The sequence below is a fragment of the Levilactobacillus wangkuiensis genome, from assembly GCF_016861605.1.
In the GTDB taxonomy this organism is placed as follows: Bacteria; Bacillota; Bacilli; order Lactobacillales; family Lactobacillaceae; genus Levilactobacillus; species Levilactobacillus wangkuiensis.
The window spans coordinates 130,710-156,507 of sequence record NZ_BOLM01000002.1 but is presented as its reverse complement, the minus strand read 5'-3'; the positions used below and the strand labels follow the sequence as shown (position 1 = coordinate 156,507).

Here is a 25,798-nt window from a genome sequence, read left to right as displayed (position 1 = left end):
CTTTTTCCCCGCCCTCACGGCTGACACGGATTTAGGGCGAAAATAAGCCTACCGTTCCTGCTGTGTGTTGTTGGTATTACGCTGCCCTCGCGGCTGACATGGATTTAGACCGAAATAAGCTCACCGGTCCTATGGTGTGGATGCCTAGGCGAGATTAGATAAGCGTCAAAATTACTGAGCTGGCACAAGTGTTAATAGGCCTAAACGGTTATGAAAACATGAAAAATCCTTAAGAAAATGAACGGAAAATGAGAAACCAAACCGGTCACAAATCGCGTGGTTGTCAGCTTTCATTGATTTCTAGTGAAAATGTTTAGAAAAAGCGAATTTATTTTGTTGTATTCTTTGGCGAACGTGTTAAGATTACAAAATCGCTTTAAAACAAAACTAGAAGGATGGTGTTAACATATGCTGTTACGACAAGCTACTATGGCTGACTTACCACAAATTGAATCGATTATCCGGGACGGACGAGAATTACTCGCTGCCCAAGCAATTGACCAATGGCAGGGGGCTTACCCAACCACGTCAATCTTAGTTGATGACATTCACCAGGGCTGGACCGTTGTTTTGGAAGAAAACAACGAAATTTTAGGGACCGCTGCATTGATTCCTGGGGAGGATCCGACCTATAAACAGATCGATGGTCAGTGGCTGACCAAGCAAGCCCCATACTTGGCTATTCACCGCGTAGCAGTATCTAGCCACCATCATGGTCGCGGCCTGGCCGGCCAATTATTCCAACGGTTATTTGACCAAATCGACCACGCTGCTTCTATCGAAAGCATCCGAATCGACACGCATCCGCAAAACATGGCGATGCAACACATCATCAAGAAGAGCGGTTTCAGTGAAACCGGGACGATTGATTTAGCCGCAGCGGGGATGCCCGGCACGACCGATTTTGCCTACGAACGGTTAACGGTCAACGCTAAGCCAGCGCATCTGGCAACGGCCCAAACGGTTAAGTAGTCCAAGGACTGACCTGATGGACTTGGCTGCCGCTGACTGACGCCAAAATAAACTTAAATCTACTATAATAAAGGGTTGGTTTCGCTTTCAGCGGAATCGGCTTTTTTTTCGTAGGGGCTAGTCCACCACAAAGTGATTGTTCTGAGATGAGGATAGGAAAGAGCAGGTTAGCGACCGGGTTAAACCAGTCTCAGCCGCAGGGATCCGGAAAAATGGGTTAAGCCGTGGGAGTTGTCTTACCGGCTAGGCCGGTTAGACAACTGGTATCTTTGAGACGCGTTTCAGGCGGCTCAAAGTAAGGCTGAAGACCGCCCCTTAGGCTTCAACCGTCCGCCCACAGCGTCACGGCCCATTTTTCCGGACCCCGGAGGCGAATTCGAGACGCACAACCCAAGCGCCAACAAAAACGTGAGGTTCGCCGAAAACCGGCTTTTCAATTACCCTAAACTCTGCGATAATAGAGAGTAGCAAGGTAATGGGGGCGGAGCAATTGGAGAAGAGTCTGTCGGGCGGTCGGTTCCTACTGGTCACCGTGTTAAATGTGGTCATTACGATTTTTGAATTGGTGGGGGGCCTGTTTTCTGGGAGCCTGTCACTGCTGTCCGATGCGTTTCATAATTTAGGGGATGCGTTTTCGGTGGTGCTGAGTTACGCGGCACACCGTATTGGCGGTCGTCGTCAGACCCGGAACAACACGTACGGTTACCGGCGAGTTGAGATTTTAACGGCCCTGTTAAATGCTGGCGTGTTGGTGATTATTTCCTTGGTATTGGCGGGCGAAGCCGTGCGGCGTTTGTTGCATCCGGAACCGGTCAAGGGTGACATCATGTTGCTGGTGGCCGTTGTCAGTTTTCTGGCCAACCTGTTTTCCACGGTGTTACTCAACCACGGAGCCAAGCATAACCTGAACATTCGGGCCACGTACCTGCACCTGTTGAGCGATGCCCTGGCGTCCGTGGGGGTCATCGTGGGGGCCGTGCTGATCACCGTTTGGCAGATCAGCTGGGTCGACCCGTTGATCACGATTTTGGTGGCGGGATATATCGTGTACGAGTCGTGGCCCATCATCAAGCAGACGTTTGGCATTCTGATGGAGGCCTCACCGAAGCTGGACTACGATGCGATTGCCCACGACCTTTGCCAACTGCCCGAGGTCGAAGGGGTCCATCACATTCACGCCTGGCTGATTGATGAAAATAATATTGTTTTCTCAGTCCACGTGAACATGGACGACCTACCCTTGAGTAAGATTGAGCCAATTTACCGGCAGATCGAAGCACTACTTTGTCACAAGTATGGGGTGAACCACGTGACGATTCAGGCCGAGTGCCGACGGGGCCAGGACGAAGATCTCTTCTATGATCAGAACGACTGGCGGCACGATTAGCCTTGCACTTCGGGGAAATTCGCGGTATAAATGAGACACAATCTAGATGAGGTGAACTGTGATGACTCCGATGAAGGAGGATTATTTAAAAATTATTTTCGAGTTGGGTGGCAAACAGAAAAAGGTTTCCAACAAACAAATTGCCATTAGCTTGAATATTGCGGCCGGTTCCGTAACGGAAATGGTCAACAAGATGGCCGCGGAAGGCCTGGCTGAGCATACGCCCTATGCCGGCATTTCGTTGACCAACAAAGGGATTCGACTGGCGGAAGATTTGGTCCGTAAGCATCGAATCTGGGAAGATTTCTTAGTTGAGAAGCTGAACTATGACTTGCCCGACGTGCATGATGAGGCTGAGGTTTTGGAACATGTGACGAGTGCCAAAATGGTCAACGCCCTGGACGACATGTTGGGGAACCCCACACACTGTCCGCATGGTGGCGTGATTCCCGACCGTTACGGTCACTACCACGAAGACAGCCATACCGTGTTGAACGATGCCGCCGATGGAGAAATTGTGTCGGTCGACCGATTCATTGATAACCATGATCTGTTAACCTATCTGGGTGATTTGAAATTGGATATCGGGGATCAGCTGAAGGTCTTGAAGCACGATCCGTTTGAGGGCCCCGTGACGGTGCAAAACCTGACGGACGACGCCAAACTCATCGTGAGTTACAAGGCGGCCCACTATATTTTCGTCAAATAGAAATTTTGGTTAGTCTGCGACCTCGGTTGCGGACCTTTTTATTTGGTCATTTTTAGAAATTTTTGATAAATGTTAGATTGTGTATTTCCCCAGCTGGGCGCCATGCCGTATAATAGTCAAAACGTCTAAAAAGAGAAGGGGACCGGGATGAGTAGTCAAAAAAAGCGGGACCAATTAATCTTGCACACCGCGCTTACCGCCGGCAGAATCATGATTGAAAATGGCTCGGAAATTGAGCGGGTCGAGGATACGATGACCCGCATCGCCCACAATGCTGGGGCTCAGACCAGTCAGCTATTTGTGATGATCACTGGGATTCTCATGGCCATCAACGGCGAGGTGGGGGCGCAGATTGAACCCGTGAAGCGCCGGACCTTTGATTTGGAAAAAATTGCCGTGGTCAACGACCTGTCGCGGCAGTACGCCGATCACAAGATTGACCTGCGCCAGTTTGCCGACCGGTTAGACCACCTGGACAGCGTCAGCCGCTACTTTCCCTTTTGGCTTCAGCTGGTGGCCGCGGCCATGGTCAGTGGGCCATTGGAAGTGGTCTTTCGGCACAATTTGCCAGACTTCTGGATCACCTGTTTGGTGGGGATGCTGGGCTGGTGGGTCTACTACGTGCTGAATAAATACATTCAGATTCGGTTCTTGTCCGAATTTACTGCGGCGGCCGCGATTGGCGTGATGGCCGTGGTGTTCGTGCATATGGGCCTAGGCAATAGCGTCGATGATATTATCATTGGGAGCGTCATGCCCCTGGTGCCCGGGGTGCCCATCACCAACTCGGTGCGTGATATTCTCGCCGGCAATCTGGTCAGCGGGCCCGCCCGTGGCGTCGAGGCGCTGGTGAGTGCGGCCGCGATAGGGTTTGGTATCGCCATGGTCTTACAATTTCTATGAGTGAGGAGGAAGCGGCATGTCGGTCTTAGAATTTATCATCGAAGTGGCGGGAACCTACGTGGCCACGATTGCCTTTGGTATCCTCATCAACATCCCCCGGCGCGCGCTCAACGTGGGCGGCTGGATTGGCGTGCTGGGCTATGTGCTGTACCGCTTCACTGTGTTGTGGGGTGGCGGTTACGTGATTGGCAACCTGCTGGGCGCCGTGGCGATTGGGGTGGCCTCACTGCAGGCGGCTAAATTAAAAAAGATGCCGATGATTCTCTTTAACATCCCGGCCATTGTGCCGCTAGTGCCGGGGGGGCAGGCGTACCAAATGATCAAAAACTTTGCACTGGGCAATAATTCCACGGCGCTGGTCTTTTTGCTCCAGGTGGTCATGATTTCCGGGGCAATTGCCTTTGGCTTTCTCCTTTCGGAACTGGTCAACCGGATTCAACGCCGTTTCTGGCGGCACCGCAAGCGTTTATGAAAGTGTTAATACTGGGGAGAAGTCTAGAAATTTAGGTGTGGGGTGGTATACTCATTGCTAGGGGTTTTTCCCAGAATCGGGTATGACGAAAGGAATAAATAATCATGATGCTATTTAATAAGGACCGCGATCGGCCGTGGAAGTTTACGCTTGCCACCATACTGTTCTTGGTCGTGGCCGTTTACATAAAGGCGCAAAACGCCTACGTGGATTTCCTGGATTCATCGATCGTCGATGTGATTCAGAAGAATCAACCGGGGTGGAAAACGTTGCTGTATCGGGGAGTCACGAGCCTAGCGGAGCCTAAGTTGGATATTATTTGGGTGCTGATCCTGGCCTTCCTGCTGTGGGGCTTCAAGTTTAAAATTCCCGCACTGTGGTGTCTGGCGACGCTAGCCGGGGGTGACGTCATCGCCAGCTTGGTCAAGAGTCTGGTCAAACGCGCCCGCCCATCGGCCCATCTGGCTATCGATGATGGCTACAGTTTCCCTAGCGGTCACGTGTTCGGCACCTTCCTGCTGATTGCGATGATCTGGGTTATCCTGATGCCGATGATCATGGCGGCCTGGAAAGCCTGGCTGCTCCGAATCGTCCTCATCGTGTGGATGGCATTGGTCATGATCTCCCGGGTGTACTTAAACGCCCACTTCCCAACGGATACGATTGGGGCAGTCCTGTTGGCTTACCTGTGGTTACAGGTGGCTGAGGGGCTGTACATTCGCTTAGCGCCGATGATGCAACACTGGCCTTTGTTGAAAAAATCTGAAATTTAACGAGAACGTGCCAACCACTCTTTCCAGTGGCTGACACGTTTTTTCTATGGGCTAAATTAGTTGTTAGACTGCGCCTCTGGGATGGTGAAAATATACCGTGTTGTATCCGTTCCCGGCGGCGAGCTCAAGGTGCCCTGCTGTGGGGCCGGTTCCAGCCTGAGAAGCGGGCTTTCACCTCAACTTTGAGCCAAAAGGCGGTCTCAAAGATTGTCCCATGGAACTAGGCTGGGAAAGAACCCCAGCCAAGTCCATCGACACAGCTGGTCACCTTGGCTCGCCTCTGGTCACTCCTGCAACGAAGATATTTTCACTATCCCTGCGGCTGACACTGGTTTAGCCCATAGAAACGGTGGTGTGGTTAGGGTATACTCTTGAGATTAATTTTCACTGTTACTAAATTAGCGCTGCATTATGTGATGAGTAGTGTGGGCCTGCTAATATCGTTGGTGACCGTCGTTGACGAGGGAGAAGAGCAAAAGAAAAACGCCTCCACGAAAAAAATACGTGAAGGCGTCTGAAAAAGTCAATCTGTTAAAGTAATGTACCCACAATAAAACGCTAAATAAACCGAATTGGCCTAACACCGTGTCAGCCGCCATCCGTACGGTGAAAAGTTCCGCACCACGTGAGTGACCAGAGGCGGATCAAGACGGGCAGCTGTGTCGGTGGTCTTAACTGAGCGATTTTCTCAGTTTAGCCCACGGGACAACCTTTGAGACCGCTCCCCAGGCTCAAAGTTGAGGTGGAAGCCCGTTCTTTGGCTGGAACCGGCCCCACAGCAGACCGCCTTGAATCCGCCGCCGGGAACGGATGACACGAAACCATTTTCACCGCCCGGCAAGGCGAGTCAAGACGCGGAAGTGCTAGTCCAGTTCGTGGAGCCATTCTTCGGCTAGATCGACCCAGTGTGCCACGTGTGGCAACGCCGTCCCCGGCTTCCAGGCCGTGACACGGTTGGCTAATGCTAAGCCGTGCGGGCCCTGATGGAAGACGTGGAGCTCCGTGTCCACGTTGGCCGCGATTGAAGCTTGGGCGTAGGCGAAGGCGTTTTGGACGGGTACCAGGGGATCTTCCGCGGTGACCCAGATGAAGGTCGCGACGTTACGACTGTTGACGAGCTTGTCCGCTGCGATGCTGGCCGGATCATCCGTCCACTTCGCCAGCATGGCTGCGTCCGTGGGGTAGCCCGCTGCCGGGGTGATGACCGGGTAGCCGAGAATGACGGCCCGCGGTTTAATTTCATAGGGCGTGGTGCCGGCTAATTTGTTAAAGTCCTCATCGTGCCACAGGTCATTGAACAGCGCGGTGATGTGACCGCCGACGGAGAAGCCGGCCACGAAGATGTGATCCGTGTCGATTTGCCAGTTGTTGGCGTTCCGCCGCAGCAGGGCCATTCCCTTGGCCAGCTCCACGACAGGCGTGGGCAGCAGTGGTGTCTTTTCACCGACGAACGTGTAGCGCAGGAAGAAGGCCTGGTAGCCACGCGCTGACCAGGCTAATGCCAAGTCCTCGGCCTGTTGTTCGGGGATGTGGGTGTAGTTGCCGCCGGGAACGATGATGATGGCGGGATAGGTGCCCATGTCTTCGGCTGGCTCGCGCAAATACCCCTGTAAGTAAGCCTTGGACGTGGGTGCGAGTGGCAAAGTGATTGTTTTCAATTGCGAAACCTCCCAAAATAAGTCATGATAAGATTAAACGTTTCGTGGGCATGGCCAATCGCAAACTTGTGCGCGCGCCTGTCAACGAAACGGGGTTCGGTCGCCGATGGACTGGCTGAACCCGGTTACCTTAAAGTATACCGCATTCGCCAACGGGTTAGGTAGTGACCTGACAAGTTGGCTGGTGCTGGGGTGATGAGAAATGAGGGGATCAGATGATGGAAAAAATGAGTGAGACGGCGCGGGTGCGATTACGACCGCTGACCGAGAGTGATTTTCCCGGGTATCAACGCCTGTTGACGTTACCGGCTGTGGCCGCGGCTAACGGGTCACCCACCGATGCGGACCCGGCACAGGTCAAACGGTGGCTGGCGGCTGACCGCCAAAGTCCGTTTGCGTTTGCAATAGAAGACAAGGCGACCCGCCGCTTCATGGGGACGATTTTATTTTATCAGCACACCGGCGACGCGGGTGAACCCAGTCCGGCTGAGTATGACCTGGGGTATTTCCTGGACCCCATTGACTGGGGACAGGGCATCATGCCCGAGGCCTTGGTCGGCAGTCTACAACTGGTCCGGCAGGCGAGTCAGCGGCCGCAAATCGTTTGGGCAACCTGCTATCTCAGCAATCACCGGTCGGCCCGGGTCTTAGAAAAGCTAGGCTTTCAGATTGTTTTGGACCATTTTGTGGGTCCCAGCATCACGGGTGAACCCGTGTCACCACAGGCTTTGTATCGGTTGAATCTGCAACCGGCAGAAAAATAATTCATTCTAATTGAATTTTCATGTTGCAATATTTGGTAGGGATGCGTATACTACAGAGTATCGAATAGAAGAGGTGCGACCAACAAGAGTCGCTTTCCTGAGATGGGTCAACATCGCAGACGGAAAGCAAAAGGGGCGGTCGCCGAAACCTGCGCGTGAGGACATAGCGTGTAGGTTGGGTCCTGGTTGAATAAATCAGGGACTGTCGCAGCCGAATAGGGGTTGCGGGGCGCTTTCAACGATATTGACTTGGAATAATGAATTTTCCAATCTCTTTCGCGGGCTTTTATTGCGAAGGAGATTTTTTAGTTCACTGGGTCGTTTCGAGGAAGTCCTTCTAAAATAAGAAGGAGGAAACATTTATGGAACAAAGTATGACAAACGCAACAACCAGCGGGGCCTCAGATCAGGTCAAGCGGGGCCTCAAGACACGTCACGTCTCAATGATCGCGTTAGGTGGCTGTATCGGGACCGGGTTATTCGTCGCCAGTGGGTCGGCTATTTCAACAGCCGGGCCTGGTGGTGCGCTGGCTGCTTACGTTGCCATGGGTCTGATGGTGTACTTCCTGATGACCAGCTTGGGTGAAATGGCCACGAACATGCCAATCTCTGGCTCGTTCGCTGCTTACTCAGCCAAGTACGTTGATCCAGCCTTAGGGTTTGCCATGGGCTGGAACTACTGGTTCAACTGGGCCATTACGGTTGCCGTTGATATTTCAACCGCCGCACTGGTTATGAAGTTTTGGTTACCCGGGGTCCCAAGCTGGATCTGGAGTGCCATTGCGTTAGGCATCGTCTTCCTGATCAACGCCTTGGCCGTCCAAGCCTTTGGTGAAACGGAATTCTGGATGTCCTTGATCAAGGTGGTTACCATCTTCGTCTTCTTAGCCGTTGGGTTAATGACCATCGTGGGTATCATGGGTGGTCACGCCACTGGCTTGGAAAACTTCACGTACAAGAAGGCCCCATTCGTTGGTGGCTTCCCCGCAATCCTGAGTGTCTTCGTGGTTGCTGGGTTCTCGTTCCAAGGAACTGAATTGGTTGGGATTACCGCTGGTGAATCTGAAGATCCAGCGCACAGTGTTCCCAAGGCCATCAATTCCGTATTCTGGCGGATTATCTTATTCTACATTTTAGCTATTTTTGTCATTGCCGCCGTTTTGCCTTACACCAGTAAGGATCTGTTGGGTTCTTCCGCAACCGACATCGCCATCAGTCCCTTCACGTTGGTCTTCCAGCGTGCCGGCTTGGCCGCTGCCGCTAGTGTCATGAATGCCGTAATCTTAACGTCCGTGATTTCCGCTGCAAACTCTGGGATGTACGCTTCCACGCGGATGCTGTACTCTCTGTCTAAGGAAGGCTACGCACCACAATTGTTCGAAAAGACTGGGAAGAACGGGATTCCTTATCCTGCCCTGTTTGCCACGACCATTGTTGCTGCCTTGACCTTTATCAGTAGTATTGCGGGTCCGCAAATCTACATGTGGCTGGTTGCCGCTAGTGGGTTGACCGGGTTCATCGCTTGGTTCGGGATTGCGTTGTCACATTACCGGTTCCGTCGGGCATTCATCAAGCAAGGACACAAGCTGTCCGAACTGAGCTATCACGCAAAGTGGTTCCCAATCGGACCAATCCTGGCGTTGATCCTCTGTGTGGCTGTGATTGTTGGGCAAGACCCACAATCCTTCTTCTCAGGGAACTGGGAACAAGTCTTAGTCACTTACATCAGTGTGCCATTGGTCTTAGTCCTTTACATCGGCTACAAGATCAAGAAGCACACTAAGTTGATTCCGCTGAGCGAAGTTGACGTTGCCCCTGTTCATAAGGAAGGCACGTTAAAAGAAGTTAAGGCGGATGCTACTTCAAACGATTAAACTAGAAATTAGTGTGGGCACACGAAATTTTTAAATAAATCTGAACGGCGTCTAGTCGGCGAATAGTCGGACTAGGCGCCGTTTTTAACGGATTGGTTAGAGAGAAAATGGCCACGACATATTGTCTTTTACCCATGAGGTTGGTACAATATGTGGTGTTGAAATTTTGGCCGGACGAAAAAAACCGGCGCGTCGTTATTTAAAGGAGAGATTGCATGCTTGTATTATCGGGAACTATCGGAGCCGGCAAAACGAGTTTAACCACTTTGTTAGCCGAACACTTAAACAAACCAGCATTTTACGAATCAGTGGATGACAACAAGATCTTGCCACTGTTCTACCAGAACCCCCAGAAGTATGCTTTCTTGCTTCAAATTTACTTCTTAAACAAGCGTTTGGACAACATCAAGGCCGCCAACGCCGATGATGAAAGTGTCTTGGATCGCTCAATCTTTGAGGATTCCTTACTCTTCCATTTGAACGCCGACTTAGGCCGGGCCACCAGCACGGAAGTCGACATCTACGATTCCCTGTTGGCCAACATGATGCAGGAATTACCTGACGCGACGCACAAGAAGAACCCAGACTTACTGATTCACATCAACATCTCCTTTGAAACGATGCTGGAACGGATCAAGAAGCGCGGCCGGTCATACGAACAAATCGACCATGACCCTAGCCTCTACAAATACTACCAAGAACTCGATCAACGTTACGTCGACTGGTACAATGCCTACGACAAGTCACCTAAGATGCAAATCGACGGCGACAAGCTGGACTTCGTGGAAGACCCAGCAGCGCGGGACCAAGTCTTACACTTGATCGACGAAAAAATTGCTTCACTGTAAAACAGCTCTACACTAAAAATAAAGTGGTTCCGCGCCCTCGGGCACGGAGCCACTTTCGCTTAGTCGGGCTTTTGTTCCCGCCGCCAGCTTCAAGGTGCTCTGCTGTGGGGAACGCCTGCGGCCTGAGAAGCGGTCCTCCGGCTCGCCTTGAAGCCTGGAGAGGCACCAGTCTCCAAGGTCGTCCCATGCCCTAGGCCGGGAAAGAACCCCGACCAATGCCATCGACACAGCTGAGCACCTTGAGCTGTCTCTGGTCACGTCAGCCGCCTAAGCAAAAGTGGCCGGCTTTCTGATTGTAAAGTGGAGGTGACTTGGCTATCTGGCAGGCTGAATTATAGAAGTCGCTTGTATGCTCTGCTGTGTGGAAATGAGCGCAGCCCCGTGTTCCAAGGCCGAGGAGCCCGCTCGGTCTAAGAACACCGACACAGGGCAGCTCATTTGGTGACTTCCGGTTCCAGTAGGCTAAGCAAAAGTGGCCGGCTTTCTGATTGTATGGTGGGGGATGACTTTGCCGCTCACTAAGTAGTGGTAACTGTGCAGTAGGTTTCTGGCCGGATCTGAGGCTGTATCAGTTACTTTAACGACCAGCTAGTATGTTTGAGGGGGAAGAGCAGGACACGTGTCTAAAACGCATACAGGGGATGGTGGTCATTACAGGTGGAGTGGGACAGGGCGGCCAGGACTATGCCAATTGAAAATGGGGTGGCCAGTCTAAGTGACCAGAGGCGGATCAAGACGGGCAGCTGTGTCGGTGGTCTTAACTGAGGGGGTTTCTCAGTTTAGAGCACGGGACGACCTTGGAAACTCGCGGGTTTTTGCGAGGTTTCAAGGCGAGCCGGAGGACCGCTTCTCAGGCCGCAGGCGTTCCCCACAGCAGACCGTCTTGAATCCGCCGCCGGGAACGAACACTGAGCCAATCCCCATTTTCAATTGGCAATTGTCATTGGAAAAGAAATGCGGTATGATGAGTGTATTCAAAAACACGAGGTGCCTATCCAGTAGACGGCCAGAGAAGCGGGGCAAGCTGCAAACCGCGACGTCGAACATTCCAGCGCTAACTAAAGTGGGCGGGTAATGCCGCACGGTGCAGACCGTTATCATGTTCAAGGGTGTAACTGGGTGAACCAGCTGCGAACTTGGGTGGTACCGCGAAGGTCTTCGTCCCATGTGACGGAGGCCTTTTTTGTATCATCCGTGAAAAAGAGAGGAGCACAACTGTATGTTAGATTTGAAATTGATTCGCCAAGAACCAGACTTTATTAAAGAAAAATTAGCCACGCGGGGTGTTGATCCCGCCGATATCGATAGCTTACTGGCTTTGGATGCGCAACGCCGGGAACTGATCGTTAAGAGTGAAACCATGAAGGCCCAACGCAACACGGTCTCCGATGAAATTTCGCAATTGAAGCGCAACAAGGAAGACGCCAACGATAAGATTACCGAGATGCGTCAGGTCAGCGCCGATATCAAGAAGATTGATGCCGACCTCGATGACTTGAAGGCCCAGGTTCACGATGCCGCTGCCCATTTGCCAAACATTCCTAACGACAACGTGCCAGTTGGCTTAACGGAAGACGGCAGTGTCGAGATCCGTCAATGGGGCGAGAAGCCTAACCTGGACTTCACGCCTAAGGCCCACTACGAGTTGGGTGAAGACTTGGGCATCCTGGACTTTGAAGCCGGTGCCAAGGTTTCCGGTAGCCGTTACCTCTACTACCTCGGCTTAGGTGCACGTCTGGAACGGGCCGTTTACAACTTCTTCCTGGATGAAAACACCAAGGCAGGGTTCAAAGAAGTATTGCCACCATACATCGTCAACGATGACTCGATGTACGGGACTGGCCAATTCCCTAAGTTTAAGGAAGACGTTTACCAGTTACGCAATGAAGACATGACGTTGATTCCAACCGCCGAAGTGCCATTGGTCAACTACTACCGTGACGAAGTGATCCCTGAAGAGGACCTGCCAGTTTGGTTCACGGCCTTGACGCCAGCATTCCGGTCCGAAGCCGGGAGTGCTGGGCGCGATACCCGGGGACTGATTCGCTTGCACCAATTTAATAAGGTTGAAATGGTGAAGTTCTGTAAGCCAGAAAACTCATGGGATGAACTGGAAGCTTTGACGAAACACGCTGAGAGCCTCTTACAGAAGTTAGGCTTGGCTTACCATGTCATTACGCTGACGACCAGCGACATGAGCTTTACGGCCGCTATGACGCATGATTTGGAAGTTTGGTTCCCAGAACAAAACACGTACCGGGAAATTTCCAGCTGCTCGAACACGACGGACTTCCAAGCACGCCGGGCGCACATCCAATACCGAGATGACAATGGCAAGCTGCAATACGTTCACGCGTTGAACGGGTCTGGTTTGGCCGTGGGTCGGGCCGTGGCCGCTATTTTGGAAAACTACCAAAATGCCGACGGTTCCGTAACGATTCCTGATGTCCTGGTTCCTTACATGGGTGGCGTTACCAAGATCACCAAGTAGAACTTAAAAATCAAATAAGCCTAAATCACTAGCAGGTGGGTTCCTTATCCGTGATGGATAGGGGGCCCGCCTGTTTTTTTTTTGCGGAAATGAAGCGGTGGGGAGTGAGTGAAAAAACAATTTTTTGAATATTTTTGAATATTTTTTGTAATTTCTAGTTGACGAGTTATGGGGTTTCGTATAAAATAGTTTTTGTTGGTTAATTAGTCCATCGCGCGGAACGCTGATGAGCTAGCCAACCGGGAATTGCGAGAAATAAACTTCTCAAAGTTTTTCGAAAAAAACCTAGCTTTTTCATTCTGAATGAGCTACAATGTTACTTGTCGTCAAGCGATTAGTTATTCAGCCAACGAATATTTATTCAAAATATTTCAAAAAAGTTGTTGACATCATCTGCTAGACATGGTAAATTGTAATAGTTGTTTCGGACGAGGACATCAGTTCTCACTTCGGAAAATATGGAGGATTAGCTCAGTTGGGAGAGCGTCTGCCTTACAAGCAGAGGGTCACAGGTTCGAGCCCTGTATCCTCCATTGGGACCCCGGTCCCTGGCGGTTAGTTCGCCAACGTTGCAGGTGTGGCGGAACTGGCAGACGCGCTAGATTTAGGTTCTAGTGTCTTATGACGTGGGGGTTCGAGTCCCTTCACCTGCATTAACTAAATATTGCAAAATATTTTAAAAATATTTTGCCGACTTAGCTCAGTTGGCAGAGCATCTCACTAGTAATGAGGAGGTCGGAGGTTCGAATCCTCTAGTCGGCATGGCACCATTAATAAAATAGCCAATTTGCGGAAGTAGTTCAGTGGTAGAACATCACCTTGCCATGGTGGGGGTCGCGGGTTCGAATCCCGTCTTCCGCTTTTGCCCTTTTGCCGGGGTGGCGGAATTGGCAGACGCACAGGACTTAAAATCCTGCGGTCAGTGATGACCGTACCGGTTCGATCCCGGTCCTCGGCATTCAACAACTTAATATCATTATGCACCCATAGCGCAACTGGATAGAGTGTCTGACTACGAATCAGAAGGTTGTAGGTTCGACTCCTACTGGGTGCATTTTTGTTGCTTATGAATAACCGCATAAGCAATTTTTCGGGAAGTAGCTCAGCTTGGTAGAGCACCTGGTTTGGGACCAGGGGGTCGCAGGTTCGAATCCTGTCTTCCCGATAAACTGACGCAAGGTCAGCGGGCTATTTCGGGAAGTAGCTCAGCTTGGTAGAGCACCACGTTCGGGACGTGGGGGTCGCAAGTTCAAATCTTGTCTTCCCGATTTTTTTATCCCGAATTACATACGAAAAATGAAACGGTCACTTCCTTACTAATTGTTTGGAAGTCGGCCGTTTTTTTGTTATGCTTATCTTCCAGAACTTCTCGGTGAAATGCGGTCTAATCCTTTGCATTTTCATGGAAAGTTCGTATAATATTAGTCAACATTAGTCAGAAGAACTGCACCGAAGGGGGGACGATAATGGAGAATCAAAATATTTCAGATATTATTGAGTCTTACCTGAAGCAGATTTTGGCTGAGTCTCAGCAGGTGGAAATCCGGCGTGCGGAAATTGCCGACCAGTTTAATGTCGTGCCATCGCAGATCAACTATGTGATCAAGACCCGCTTTACGATTCAGGACGGTTACGTCGTTCAGAGTAAACGCGGTGGCGGTGGCTATATTCGCATTGAAAAGGTCAAGTTGCTCGACAACCTAGATTTCATCGATTCGTTAGTGAGTGCGGTGGGGGACCATATCACCCGCCACGATGGCCTATCGGTGGTCCGGAGCCTATTTGAGGCTGGGTCGATTAATCGGCAAGAGGCCAATATCATCCTGGCGGCAATCAATAAGGATGCCGTCAACACGGGTGATCGGGCACTGAATGAACGCGTCCGCGCCCAGATTCTGATTTCGATTTTAAACCACCTGCGTTACGAGAGTTAAGAAAGTGAGGAGTTGCAATGGATAACCTATTTACACCGAGTGCTAAGAGCGTCCTTGTATTGGCACAGGAACAAGCAAAATATTTCAAGCACCAGGCAGTCGGTACGGAACACTTGCTGTTAGCCCTCACCATTGAAAAAAACGGGATCGCCAACAAAGTCTTACAACAATTTTCCGTTGGCGATGATGATGTCCGCGAAGAGATTGAACGCTTTACGGGTTACGGTACGCTAGCTGACATGGATAAAGACAGCTACCTGCCATACTCACCCAAGGCCAAGGCCATGTTAGCCTTGGCCGGTGACGAAGCGAAGCGCTTGGGCGCCACGAAGATTGGGACGGAACACTTGTTGTTAGCCCTACTCAGTGACGACACCATTTTGTCATCCCGGATCTTGATGAATTTAAACGTCGAATTGAACGATGCCCGCAAGGTTGTCTTGCGTAAGCTGGGAATCTCTGACACGCCTAAGCGTCGTGGCGATGCCCGTTCACGTCGTGGGGCGGCTCCTCAAGGCGGCACGCCAACGCTGGACTCTTTAGCCCGTAACTTAACGGATGCGGCTAAGGAAGGCCGGATGGACCCAACTGTTGGCCGGAACAAGGAAGTTAAGCGCGTTATCCAAATCTTGAGTCGGCGGACCAAGAACAACCCCGTTTTGATTGGCGAACCTGGGGTTGGGAAGACGGCGATTGCTGAAGGCCTGGCCCAACGCATCGTTGCCGGAAACGTTCCCGAAGACATGCAAAACAAGCGCCTGATGATGCTCGACATGGGCTCGCTGGTTGCTGGGACCAAGTACCGTGGTGAATTTGAAGATCGACTGAAAAAGGTCATCGAAGAAATTTACAACGATGGGCAAGTCATTCTCTTTATTGATGAATTACACACGCTGATTGGTGCTGGTGGCGCGGAAGGGGCGATTGATGCCTCGAACATTCTGAAGCCAGCGCTGGCCCGGGGCGAGCTCCAAACCATTGGGGCTACCACGTTGGACGAATACCAAAAGTACATTGAATCCGACGCTGCTCTCGAACGGCGGTTTGCCACAGTTCAGGTCAACGAACCAACGCCAGCTGAAGCCACGGAGATTCTGCAGGGCTTGCGGCCACGGTACGAAGATCACCATCACGTGAACATCACGGATGAGGCCATCGACCAAGCCGTTAAGCTGTCGACGCGTTACATCAGTGACCGCTTCTTACCTGATAAGGCGATTGATTTAATGGATGAAGCGGCTGCGAAGGTCCGCATCGACCAAATGGACAAGCCAACGGCGGCAACCAAACAGGCTCAGGCCTTAAAGGACTTGGCTGACGAGAAGGAAAAGGCCATTGAACAACAAGACTTCGAGCGTGCTGCTAAGCTGCGGACTGAAGAAAAGGCCCTCCGCGCAAAGGTTGAGGCACGTCAGGCGAAGGCCAACGCGGCGACCGACGATGACACCCACCAGTACGCACTAGATGTGACTGGTGAGGACGTGGCGGACGTTGTGGCTGAATGGACCGGTGTCCCGGTCACCCAGCTGAAGCAAACGGACGCTGATCGACTGGTTAACCTGGAAAAGATTTTGCATAACCGGGTTATTGGTCAAGAGGAAGCCGTTTCTGCTGTGTCTCGGGCGATTCGGCGGGCCCGTTCTGGATTGAAAGATCCTAACCGCCCAATCGGGTCCTTCATGTTCCTTGGCCCAACCGGGGTCGGGAAGACTGAATTGGCGAAGGCCTTGGCTGAAGCCATGTTCGGTTCCGAAGACAACATGATTCGGGTCGACATGAGTGAGTACATGGAAAAATACTCAACCAGTCGTTTGATTGGGTCGGCACCCGGTTACGTGGGTTACGACGAAGGGGGCCAGCTGACTGAAAAAGTTCGGCAAAAGCCTTACTCAGTCGTCCTCTTCGATGAAGTTGAAAAAGCCCACCCTGATGTCTTCAACATTTTGCTCCAAGTCTTAGACGATGGGTACCTGACCGACTCTAAGGGACGCAAGGTTGATTTCCGAAACACGATTTTGATCATGACGTCTAACCTGGGGGCCACGAAGCTGCGGGATGAAAAGACCGTTGGGTTCGGTGCCGAAGACATGGCCAACAGCTACAAGGCGATGTCCGATACCATCCGGGCAACCCTGAAACAGTCGTTCCGTCCAGAATTCTTGAACCGAATCGATGAAACGGTCATCTTCCACTCACTGCGGAAGCCAGAACTCCACGAAATTGTGAAGCTGATGGCTAAGCACATCGTGGATCGCGTGGCTGAACAAGATATCAAGTTGAAGATTACGCCAGCGGCGATTGATGCCGTGGCTAAGGCGGGCTTTGATCCTGAGTACGGGGCTCGGCCAATCCGGCGGGCTCTGCAGACGCAGATCGAAGACAAGCTGAGTGAATCTCTGCTGAACGGTGAGGTCAAGACCGGTGATCAGGTCACCATTGGCGCAACCAAGGGTGAAGTAACGGTCAACGTGAAGTCACCAGAAGTCAAGAAGACAGTTGCCAGTCACTAATAATACTAAACGTATAGAAGAAACAGGCTAATTTAAAAAGTACGCGATTGTCAGTGCTCCCCGCTACCACGGGGTGTGGTCCTGGCCGTCGCGTACTTTTTGCATGGGTTGCGTGGTCCCAGAAGTTAACTGTTGGTTGAATTGTTACGATTTGACTAGGAAACAACTTGGTCTAACAAGCGATAAGTGAGATGTGGTAAACTGAACTTAACTAGAAAATACCTGGTGTCAGACACGGCGCCCGTAGTTTGCGCGGGCCGGAAAGTTAGCTGCAGACACAGTTAACGGGAAACTGACACCGGGTAGTAAATGAGAGGACGGAAGCCATGAAGAGAGAAGAGCAGTTAAGCCACACGCATGCGGCCATCTTGAAGGCAGCCCGGGAACAGTTCTTGTCCCAAGGATACCAAGCCACATCGACCAGAGACATTGCTAAGGAGGTCGGCATTACCCAGCCAGCCCTTTATCATCATTTCAGTGATAAGGAGGTTATCTTCTTAGAAGTGATCAAGACGGTCGGTGAGGAGGTCCAGCAGGGCATCCTTGCGGTTAACGACGAACTAGCCAACGTTGACCAACCTGATCCAGTCGCCGCCTTAACGGAAGTGACAGAGGTTCTGACGGGGGTCCATCCCCGCGATGTCTTCACGGTGATCCACAGTAGCTTCCGTTTCTTGAAACCGGAGAATAAGTGCCAACTGGGGATGGTCTTCATGCAAGACTACCTGACGCCCTTGCAACAGTTCTTTGAACTTGGTGTGGTCACGCTGCAACCGGACGTGAAGCCACAGGATGCTGCTTCCTTCTATTTGACCAGTCTGAGTCCGCTGTTTAACACGTTCCACCACGTTGGTCCAGCCGATGCCTCACAGCATGAGCAGACGTTGGCACTGGTCCGTTTGATTTTATTTGGTGTCGCGGTTAAATAATAAGTGTTCCTTATTGACATTTGGCGATAGATTTAGTACTATATCATTTGTATGCAACTGTGAACTGAAATTGAACGCACCGATATATTGTCCGGTAGCGTCCATTATAAGAAGCCAAAAGCAAGCAACTTGTTTGTTTTTGGATTTTTTTTGCCAAAAAACCGGGTGTGAATGCATTTGTAATTAAAATGTAACATTTGGTTTGGCCGGTCACAGAATAAATAGGAGAGGTGAACAACTTGGCAGGACACTTAGTGAAATACGGGAAACACCGTACGCGCCGTAGCTATTCGCGAATCAAGGAAGTCCTTGATTTACCTAACTTGATTGAAATTCAAACCAATTCCTACAACTGGTTCCTCGACGAAGGTTTGCGCGATATGTTCGACGACATCATGCCAATCGAAGATTTTCAAGGAAACCTTTCGTTAGAGTTTGTTGATTATCAATTACTTGAACCCAAATATACTGTGGATGAAGCACGGGAGCACGATGCCAACTATTCAGCACCACTGCACGTGACTTTACGTTTAACCAACCACGAAACGGGCGAAATCAAATCACAAGACGTCTTCTTTGGTGACTTCCCATTAATGACAGCCCAAGGGACTTTCATTATTAACGGGGCAGAACGGGTTATTGTTTCTCAATTAGTCCGCTCACCAGGGGTTTACTTCAATGAAGATACTGACAAGAACGGTCGGACCGTCTTCGGTGCCACGGTCATTCCTAACCGGGGTGCCTGGTTAGAATTCGAAACCGACGCGAAGAACGTTTCTTACGTCCGGATCGACCGGACGCGGAAGATTCCAATGACCGAATTAGTTCGGGCCTTAGGATTCGGTTCCGATGATGAAATCTTGGATATTTTAGGGGATAACGAAAGTCTTTCCCAAACCTTGGAAAAGGATATCCACAAGAACACCGACGATTCCCGTGTCGAAGAGTCCTTAAAGGACATCTACGAACGCCTACGCCCAGGTGAACCTAAGACGGCTGACTCTTCACGGAGCTTGCTGACTGCACGGTTCTTTGATCCTAAGCGTTACGACATGGCTCCCGTTGGTCGTTACAAGACGAACAAGAAGCTGAGCCTGAAGACCCGTTTACTGGGCCTGACTTTAGCCGAAACGTTGGCCGACCCTGATACCGGTGAAATCATCGCGCAAAAGGGAACGGTCGTTGACAAGGACGTTATGAAGACCTTGGCACCATTCTTGGATCAAGACGATTTCAAGATGGTTACTTTCCAACCTTCAGACGAAGCCGTTGTCACTGAACCGCTTAAATTACAAATCATTAAGGTGCAATCACCTGATGACCCTGAACAAGAAGTCCCTGTTATTGGGAATGGCAACATTGATATTAAGCTGAAGCATATTCGCCCAGCCGACATCATTGCTTCCATGAACTACTTCTTCGACCTGCAAATTGGGATTGGGAACACCGATGATATTGACCACTTGGGTAACCGGCGGATTCGTTCCGTGGGTGAACTCCTGCAAAACCAATTCCGGATCGGTTTATCCCGGATGGAACGGGTTGTGCGTGAACGGATGTCTATTCAAGATGCTGCGACGGTAACGCCACAACAATTGATCAACATTCGCCCAGTCGTGGCTTCTATCAAGGAATTCTTTGGTTCCTCACAACTGTCTCAATTCATGGATCAGACCAACCCACTGGGTGAATTAACCCATAAGCGGCGTCTGTCCGCCCTTGGGCCTGGTGGTTTGACGCGTGACCGTGCCGGTTATGAAGTCCGGGACGTGCACTACACCCACTACGGTCGGATGTGCCCAATTGAAACGCCTGAAGGTCCTAACATTGGTTTGATCAACAGTCTTTCCAGTTATGCCCGGGTTAACAAGTATGGGTTCATCGAAACACCATACCGTCGGGTTTCATGGGATACGCACAAGGTTACCGATAAGATCGATTACCTGACTGCTGATGAAGAAGATAACTACGTTGTGGCACAAGCCAACACGCCGTTAAAAGATGATGGTTCATTTGACACGGACACAATCATGGCCCGTGACGAAGATAATAACATCGAAACTTCTGCTGACCGGATTGACTACATGGATGTTTCGCCTAAGCAAGTTGTTGCCGTGGCCACTGCATGTATTCCTTTCTTGGAAAACGATGACTCCAACCGTGCTTTGATGGGTGCCAACATGCAACGGCAAGCTGTGCCATTGCTGGACCCACATGCACCATTAGTTGGGACTGGTATCGAATACAAGGCTGCCCATGACTCCGGTGTTGCTTTAATTAGTCAACACGAAGGAACTGTTGAATACGTTGATGCTCGTGAAATCCGGGTTCGGCGTGAAGACGGTGCTTTGGACACCTACAAGCTGATGAAGTTCCGCCGGTCAAACGGTGGGAAGAACTACAACCAACGCCCAATCGTTAAGGTTGGCGATCACGTCGACAACGACGAAATCTTGGCTGATGGTCCTTCAATGGAAAATGGGGAATTAGCCTTAGGCCAAAACCCATTAGTTGCCTTCATGACTTGGCAAGGGTACAACTTCGAAGATGCCATCGGGATCAACGAACGGTTGGTTCGCGATGATGTTTACACGTCGATTCATATTGAAGAATACGAATCAGAAGCACGTGACACGAAGCTTGGACCTGAAGAAATGACTCGCGAAATTCCTAACGTTGGTGAAGACGCCTTGAAGAACTTGGACGAAGACGGAATTATCCGGATTGGTGCTGAAGTTCAAGACGGCGACATCTTAGTGGGTAAAGTAACGCCTAAGGGTGTCACTGAATTATCTGCTGAAGAACGTTTGCTCCATGCCATCTTTGGTGAAAAGGCCCGTGAAGTACGGGATACTTCTCTTAAGGTGCCGCATGGTGGTGGCGGGATTATCCAGGATGTTAAGATCTTCACGCGTGAAAACGGTGATGAACTTTCTCCTGGTGTCAACATGATGGTTCGGGTCTACATCGCGCAAAAGCGGAAGATCCAAGTTGGTGACAAGATGTCTGGTCGTCATGGTAACAAGGGGACTGTTTCAGTCGTTATCCCTGAAGAAGATATGCCATACATGCCAGATGGTACGCCAATCGACATCATGCTGAGTCCCATGGGTGTGCCTTCCCGGATGAACATCGGGCAAGTGCTCGAATTGCATTTGGGGATGGCCGCTCGTAAGTTAGGGATTCACGTCGCAACCCCTGTCTTTGATGGTGCGCGTGATACTGATATCGCTGACGCTATCAAGGAAGCTGGGATGGCTTCTGACGCCAAGACTGTCTTATACGATGGCCGGACTGGTGAACCGTTTGATAAGCGGGTTGCCGTTGGTGTCATGAACTACCTGAAGTTGGCCCACATGGTCGACGACAAGATGCACGCCCGTTCCATCGGACCTTACTCACTGGTTACGCAACAACCACTTGGTGGTAAAGCGCAATTTGGTGGCCAACGGTTTGGTGAAATGGAAGTTTGGGCTTTGGAAGCTTATGGTGCCGCTTATACGTTACAAGAAATCTTAACGTACAAGTCTGATGACGTGGTTGGACGGGTTAAGACCTACGAAGCCATTGTTAAGGGCGATCCAATTCCTAAGCCTGGTGTCCCTGAATCATTCCGTGTTCTGGTCAAGGAATTACAATCCTTGGGTCTGGACATGAAGGTCTTAAACGGGAACAACGAAGAAATTGAACTCCGTGATATGGATGACGATGACGATGATGTTGTGAACGTTGATGCTTTGAGCAAGTATGCGCAACAGCAAGAAGAACAGCGGAAAGCCGCTGCTCAGACCGGTGATAGCAAGGCTGCATCAACATCAACAAAAAATGAAAGTCAACCGAACACGCAAGACTAATTAATAAGGGAGGTCGCTTCTTTGGTCGATGTCAATAAGTTCGAAAGCATGCAGATCGGGCTGGCTTCACCTGATAAGATCCGTAGCTGGTCTTACGGGGAAGTCAAGAAGCCTGAAACCATCAACTACCGGACATTAAAGCCTGAAAAAGATGGGCTGTTCGACGAGCGGATTTTCGGTCCTACCAAGGACTGGGAATGTGCCTGTGGGAAATACAAGCGGATCCGTTACAAGGGTGTCGTTTGTGACCGTTGTGGGGTTGAAGTTACCCGTTCTAAGGTTCGTCGTGAACGGATGGGCCATATCGAATTGGCTGCTCCTGTAACCCACATCTGGTACTTCAAGGGGATTCCAAGTCGGATGGGCTTGGTCCTGGACATGAGTCCTCGTGCGCTTGAAGAAATCATCTACTTTGCCTCATACGTTGTCTTGGATCCAGGTAACACGCCACTCGAAAAGAAGCAATTGCTTTCCGAACGTGATTACCGCGACAAGCTCGTTGAATACGGGCGTGACGCTTTCAAGGCCGAAATGGGTGCCGAAGCTATCAAGAAGTTATTGATGGCCGTAGATCTTGATAAAGAAGTCACTGAATTAAAAGAAGAATTGAAGGAAGCTACTGGTCAGAAGCGGACGCGTGCCGTTCGTCGTCTGGACATTCTGGAAGCCTTCGTTACTTCAGGTAACCGTCCGGAGTGGATGGTAATGGATGCTATTCCGGTAATCCCACCTGATCTTCGTCCAATGGTACAACTCGAAGGTGGCCGTTTCGCGACGTCTGACCTGAATGACTTGTACCGGCGGGTTATCAACCGGAACAGCCGGTTGAAGCGTTTGCTGGACTTAAATGCTCCTGGAATCATCGTTCAAAACGAAAAGCGGATGCTCCAAGAAGCCGTTGACGCCTTGATCGATAACGGTCGTCGTGGCCGTCCAGTGGCTGGTCCTGGTAACCGTCCATTGAAGTCTCTTTCACACATGTTGAAAGGGAAGCAAGGACGTTTCCGTCAAAACTTGTTAGGGAAGCGGGTTGACTACTCTGGTCGTTCCGTTATTGACGTAGGTCCTTCCCTCAAGTTCAACCAAATGGGTCTCCCAGTGCCAATGGCTTTGGAATTATTCCGGCCATTTATCATGAAGGAACTGGTTGCCCGTGGGTTGGCTTCAAACATTAAGAACGCTAAGCGCCAAATCGACCGTGAAGATGACGATGTCTTTAACGTTTTGGAAGACGTCATCAAGGAACACCCTGTTCTGTTGAACCGGGCCCCTACGCTTCACCGTTTGGGGATTCAAGCGTTCGAACCAGTCTTGGTTAGTGGTAAAGCTATGCGTCTTCACCCATTGGCTTGTGAAGCTTACAATGCCGATTTCGATGGGGACCAAATGGCCATTCACGTGCCTTTATCTGACGAAGCACAAGCTGAAGCACGTTTGCTGATGTTAGCTGCTCACCATATCCTGGCTCCTGCCAGTGGTAAGCCAGTTGTTGCGCCTTCTCAAGATATGGTTATCGGGAACTACTACCTGACCATGGAAGAAGATAACCGTGAAGGGGAAGGTATGATCTTTACCGACCTCAACGAAGCTGTTCTGGCTTACCGGAACGGTCTGGTTCACTGGCACAGTCGTGTGGGTGTTCAGGTTTCTTCCATGCCAGACAAGCCATTTACTGACGAACAACGTAGCAAGATTATGGTGACGACCGTTGGAAAGTTGATTTTCAACAACATCCTGCCTAAGTCATTCCCATACTTGAACGAACCAACTAGCACCAACTTGAATGGTGCCGTTCCAGATAAGTACTTCTTGGAACCTGGTGAAGACATTCATGATTACCTGCAAAATGCAGAAATCATTGGACCATTCAAGAAGGGCTTCTTGTCCGATATCATTGCTGCCGTTTACCAACAATACAAGGTTACGGCTACTTCAGAACTGCTTGACCGGATTAAGGACTTAGGTTACGACGAATCAACTAAGTCTGGTTTGACGGTTGGGATGGTCGATGTCACCGACTTGAAAGAAAAGCCGGAAATCATCGATGCTGCTCACAAGCAGGTTGCCACGGTGACGAAGCAATTCCGTCGTGGGTTGATTACGGATCACGAACGTTACGAACGCGTTATTGGTATCTGGAACGATGCCAAGGATGACATTCAAAACGCCTTGATTCACAGTTTCGACCAACAGAACCCTATCTTTATGATGAGTGATTCTGGTGCCCGGGGGAACATTTCTAACTTTACGCAGCTTGCCGGTATGCGTGGCCTGATGGCCGCACCTAGTGGTGACATCATGGAGTTGCCTATCACGTCTAACTTCCGTGAAGGCCTGTCTGTGATGGAAATGTTTATCTCGACCCATGGGGCCCGTAAAGGGATGACCGATACGGCCCTTAAGACTGCCAACTCAGGTTACCTGACTCGGCGGTTGGTCGATGTTGCCCAAGATGTTATCATTCGGGAAAAGGATTGTGGGACTGACCGTGGTTTGAAGATTCGTGCCATCACTGATGGAAACGAAATGATCGAACCATTGTACGACCGGATCTTAGGGCGTTACACCCAAAAGACCGTCTACGATCCCAAGACTGGGGACGTTATCGTTCCTAGAAACCAAATGATCGTCGAAGACACGGCACAAAAGATCGTTGATGCTGGTGTCGAAGAAGTTACCATTCGTTCCGCCTTTACTTGCAACACTGAACATGGTGTCTGCGAACATTGTTACGGCCGGAACATGGCTACTGGTGACGAAGTTGAAGTTGGTGAAGCTGTCGGGACTGTTGCCGCACAATCTATCGGTGAACCTGGTACCCAGCTGACCATGCGTAACTTCCATACCGGTGGTGTTGCCGGGAACGAAGATATTACCCAAGGGCTTCCTCGTGTTCAAGAATTATTTGAATCTCGGAACCCTAAAGGTAAAGCTGAGATTACCGAAGTTACTGGGACGGTTGAATCAATCGAAGAAAACCCAGCTGAACGGACCAAGGAAATCACCATTAAGGGTGAAGCCGATACGCGGAGTTACACGTTACCGATCACTGCCCGCATGCGGGTTACTGAAGGCGACTTTATCCACCGTGGTTCTGCATTGAACTATGGGTCTGTTGATCCTAAGGAAATGCTGCGGGTTCGCGATGTCTTATCAACTGAAACTTACATCTTAGGTGAAGTTCAACGTGTTTACCGGATGCAAGGTGTTGCGATCAGTGATAAGCATGTGGAAATCATGGTTCGTCAGATGTTACGGAAGGTCCGCATCATGGACCCAGGTGACACTGATGTCTTACCTGGTACTTTGATGGATATTCAAGACTTCCGTCGCGCTAACTACCAGACGTTGATCGATGGTGGCATTGCCGCTACCGCACGTCCAGTTATCCTAGGGATCACCAAGGCTGCCTTGGAAACGAACAGTTTCTTGTCAGCCGCATCCTTCCAGGAAACGACGCGTGTCTTGACCGATGCAGCTATTCGGGGCAAGAACGATCCACTGGTTGGTTTGAAGGAAAACGTTATTATTGGGAAGATTATTCCTGCCGGGACTGGGATGCCAGATTACCGTCAGATCAAACCCAAAGAAGTTGGCGGTACGTCAACCGAAGGCGTTTACTCTATCAGCGACTTAGAAAAACAAATGCAAGAAGACTCACAGGCTTAGTGACAACTAGGCAACGTGGTCGGGGGCTCGTCAGTGATGGCGGGTCCTTTT

Annotated in this window: 16 protein-coding genes, 8 tRNA genes and 1 riboswitch; of the genes, 23 read left to right on the top strand and 1 reads right to left on the bottom strand. The window is 50.6% G+C overall.

Features of this window, described 5'->3' with window-relative positions:
- Positions 1–408 precede the first annotated feature (408 nt).
- The 6 genes from JUF13_RS01940 (at position 409) to JUF13_RS01915 (ending at position 5,216) form a co-directional block, all read left to right on the top strand.
- Positions 409–972, top strand: coding sequence for a GNAT family N-acetyltransferase (locus JUF13_RS01940; RefSeq protein WP_125765176.1), 564 nt, complete (start codon positions 409–411; stop codon positions 970–972).
- Between the two features lie 490 nt (positions 973–1,462).
- Positions 1,463–2,359 (top strand): cation diffusion facilitator family transporter, encoded by an 897-nt coding sequence (locus tag JUF13_RS01935; RefSeq protein WP_203637539.1) that lies wholly within the window; start codon positions 1,463–1,465, stop codon positions 2,357–2,359.
- Positions 2,360–2,420: 61 nt separating this feature from the next.
- The gene (locus tag JUF13_RS01930; protein ID WP_203637459.1) at positions 2,421–3,068 is read left to right on the top strand and encodes a metal-dependent transcriptional regulator; all 648 of its coding nucleotides are present in this window, start codon (positions 2,421–2,423) and stop codon (positions 3,066–3,068) included.
- A gap of 147 nt (positions 3,069–3,215) precedes the next feature.
- Positions 3,216–3,971, top strand: coding sequence for a threonine/serine exporter family protein (locus JUF13_RS01925; RefSeq protein ID WP_203637458.1), 756 nt, complete (start codon positions 3,216–3,218; stop codon positions 3,969–3,971).
- Between the two features lie 16 nt (positions 3,972–3,987).
- Positions 3,988–4,443, top strand: coding sequence for a threonine/serine exporter family protein (locus tag JUF13_RS01920; protein WP_203637457.1), 456 nt, complete (start codon positions 3,988–3,990; stop codon positions 4,441–4,443).
- Between the two features lie 104 nt (positions 4,444–4,547).
- Positions 4,548–5,216 carry a phosphatase PAP2 family protein gene (locus tag JUF13_RS01915; RefSeq protein ID WP_203637456.1) on the top strand — a complete coding sequence of 223 codons (669 nt, stop codon included), beginning with the start codon at positions 4,548–4,550 and terminating at the stop codon, positions 5,214–5,216.
- An 863-nt stretch (positions 5,217–6,079) separates the two neighbouring features.
- On the opposite strand, the gene JUF13_RS01910 is transcribed toward JUF13_RS01915, so the two are convergent.
- On the bottom strand, positions 6,080–6,874 hold the full coding sequence (locus JUF13_RS01910; protein WP_225893612.1) for a lp_1002 family arylesterase: 795 nt from the start codon (positions 6,872–6,874) through the stop codon (positions 6,080–6,082).
- A 215-nt stretch (positions 6,875–7,089) separates the two neighbouring features.
- Between JUF13_RS01910 and JUF13_RS01905 the strand changes: the two genes are divergently transcribed.
- From JUF13_RS01905 to rpoC, 17 genes are all read left to right on the top strand, one after another.
- Positions 7,090–7,638: a GNAT family N-acetyltransferase gene (locus tag JUF13_RS01905; protein WP_225893611.1), complete on the top strand. Its 549-nt coding sequence runs from the start codon at positions 7,090–7,092 to the stop codon at positions 7,636–7,638.
- A gap of 60 nt (positions 7,639–7,698) precedes the next feature.
- Positions 7,699–7,881, top strand: a riboswitch (Lysine riboswitch).
- Positions 7,882–8,000: 119 nt separating this feature from the next.
- Complete coding sequence (locus tag JUF13_RS01900) at positions 8,001–9,512, top strand: amino acid permease (RefSeq protein WP_203637455.1); 1,512 nt, start codon at positions 8,001–8,003, stop codon at positions 9,510–9,512.
- Positions 9,513–9,727: 215 nt separating this feature from the next.
- Positions 9,728–10,360: a deoxynucleoside kinase gene (locus tag JUF13_RS01895; protein ID WP_203637454.1), complete on the top strand. Its 633-nt coding sequence runs from the start codon at positions 9,728–9,730 to the stop codon at positions 10,358–10,360.
- Between the two features lie 1,219 nt (positions 10,361–11,579).
- The gene (serS, locus tag JUF13_RS01890) at positions 11,580–12,851 is read left to right on the top strand and encodes a serine--tRNA ligase (RefSeq protein ID WP_203637453.1); all 1,272 of its coding nucleotides are present in this window, start codon (positions 11,580–11,582) and stop codon (positions 12,849–12,851) included.
- A 460-nt stretch (positions 12,852–13,311) separates the two neighbouring features.
- Positions 13,312–13,384 (top strand) — tRNA-Val (locus tag JUF13_RS01885).
- Between the two features lie 38 nt (positions 13,385–13,422).
- Positions 13,423–13,504 (top strand) — tRNA-Leu (locus tag JUF13_RS01880).
- Positions 13,505–13,540: 36 nt separating this feature from the next.
- A tRNA-Thr gene (locus JUF13_RS01875) sits at positions 13,541–13,613 on the top strand.
- Between the two features lie 27 nt (positions 13,614–13,640).
- Positions 13,641–13,712, top strand: a tRNA-Gly gene (locus JUF13_RS01870).
- 11 nt (positions 13,713–13,723) lie between these two features.
- Positions 13,724–13,809 (top strand) — tRNA-Leu (locus JUF13_RS01865).
- Between the two features lie 22 nt (positions 13,810–13,831).
- Positions 13,832–13,905, top strand: a tRNA-Arg gene (locus JUF13_RS01860).
- Positions 13,906–13,942: 37 nt separating this feature from the next.
- Positions 13,943–14,016 (top strand) — tRNA-Pro (locus JUF13_RS01855).
- A 29-nt stretch (positions 14,017–14,045) separates the two neighbouring features.
- Positions 14,046–14,119: transfer RNA gene (locus JUF13_RS01850), tRNA-Pro, on the top strand.
- Positions 14,120–14,317: 198 nt separating this feature from the next.
- Positions 14,318–14,785, top strand: coding sequence for a CtsR family transcriptional regulator (locus JUF13_RS01845; RefSeq protein WP_203637452.1), 468 nt, complete (start codon positions 14,318–14,320; stop codon positions 14,783–14,785).
- Positions 14,786–14,802: 17 nt separating this feature from the next.
- Complete coding sequence (locus tag JUF13_RS01840) at positions 14,803–17,295, top strand: ATP-dependent Clp protease ATP-binding subunit (protein ID WP_203637451.1); 2,493 nt, start codon at positions 14,803–14,805, stop codon at positions 17,293–17,295.
- Between the two features lie 326 nt (positions 17,296–17,621).
- Positions 17,622–18,224 (top strand): TetR/AcrR family transcriptional regulator, encoded by a 603-nt coding sequence (locus JUF13_RS01835; protein ID WP_203637450.1) that lies wholly within the window; start codon positions 17,622–17,624, stop codon positions 18,222–18,224.
- A gap of 239 nt (positions 18,225–18,463) precedes the next feature.
- Entirely contained in the window at positions 18,464–22,078 is a 3,615-nt protein-coding gene (gene rpoB, locus JUF13_RS01830) for a DNA-directed RNA polymerase subunit beta (RefSeq protein WP_203637449.1), read from the top strand.
- 21 nt (positions 22,079–22,099) lie between these two features.
- Positions 22,100–25,747: a DNA-directed RNA polymerase subunit beta' gene (rpoC, locus tag JUF13_RS01825; protein ID WP_203637448.1), complete on the top strand. Its 3,648-nt coding sequence runs from the start codon at positions 22,100–22,102 to the stop codon at positions 25,745–25,747.
- Positions 25,748–25,798 lie beyond the last annotated feature (51 nt).

Bases quoted from the DNA above. Each gene is read 5' to 3' on its own strand.
- JUF13_RS01925 (WP_203637458.1), top strand. From the start codon at position 3,216: ATGAGTAGTCAAAAAAAGCGGGACCAATTAATCTTGCACACCGCGCTT.
- JUF13_RS01915 (WP_203637456.1), top strand. From the start codon at position 4,548: ATGATGCTATTTAATAAGGACCGCGATCGGCCGTGGAAGTTTACGCTT.
- JUF13_RS01920 (WP_203637457.1), top strand. From the start codon at position 3,988: ATGTCGGTCTTAGAATTTATCATCGAAGTGGCGGGAACCTACGTGGCC.
- JUF13_RS01900 (WP_203637455.1), top strand. From the start codon at position 8,001: ATGGAACAAAGTATGACAAACGCAACAACCAGCGGGGCCTCAGATCAG.
- JUF13_RS01840 (WP_203637451.1), top strand. From the start codon at position 14,803: ATGGATAACCTATTTACACCGAGTGCTAAGAGCGTCCTTGTATTGGCA.
- JUF13_RS01905 (WP_225893611.1), top strand. From the start codon at position 7,090: ATGATGGAAAAAATGAGTGAGACGGCGCGGGTGCGATTACGACCGCTG.
- JUF13_RS01940 (WP_125765176.1), top strand. From the start codon at position 409: ATGCTGTTACGACAAGCTACTATGGCTGACTTACCACAAATTGAATCG.
- JUF13_RS01930 (WP_203637459.1), top strand. From the start codon at position 2,421: ATGACTCCGATGAAGGAGGATTATTTAAAAATTATTTTCGAGTTGGGT.
- JUF13_RS01835 (WP_203637450.1), top strand. From the start codon at position 17,622: ATGAAGAGAGAAGAGCAGTTAAGCCACACGCATGCGGCCATCTTGAAG.
- serS (WP_203637453.1), top strand. From the start codon at position 11,580: ATGTTAGATTTGAAATTGATTCGCCAAGAACCAGACTTTATTAAAGAA.
- JUF13_RS01845 (WP_203637452.1), top strand. From the start codon at position 14,318: ATGGAGAATCAAAATATTTCAGATATTATTGAGTCTTACCTGAAGCAG.
- JUF13_RS01895 (WP_203637454.1), top strand. From the start codon at position 9,728: ATGCTTGTATTATCGGGAACTATCGGAGCCGGCAAAACGAGTTTAACC.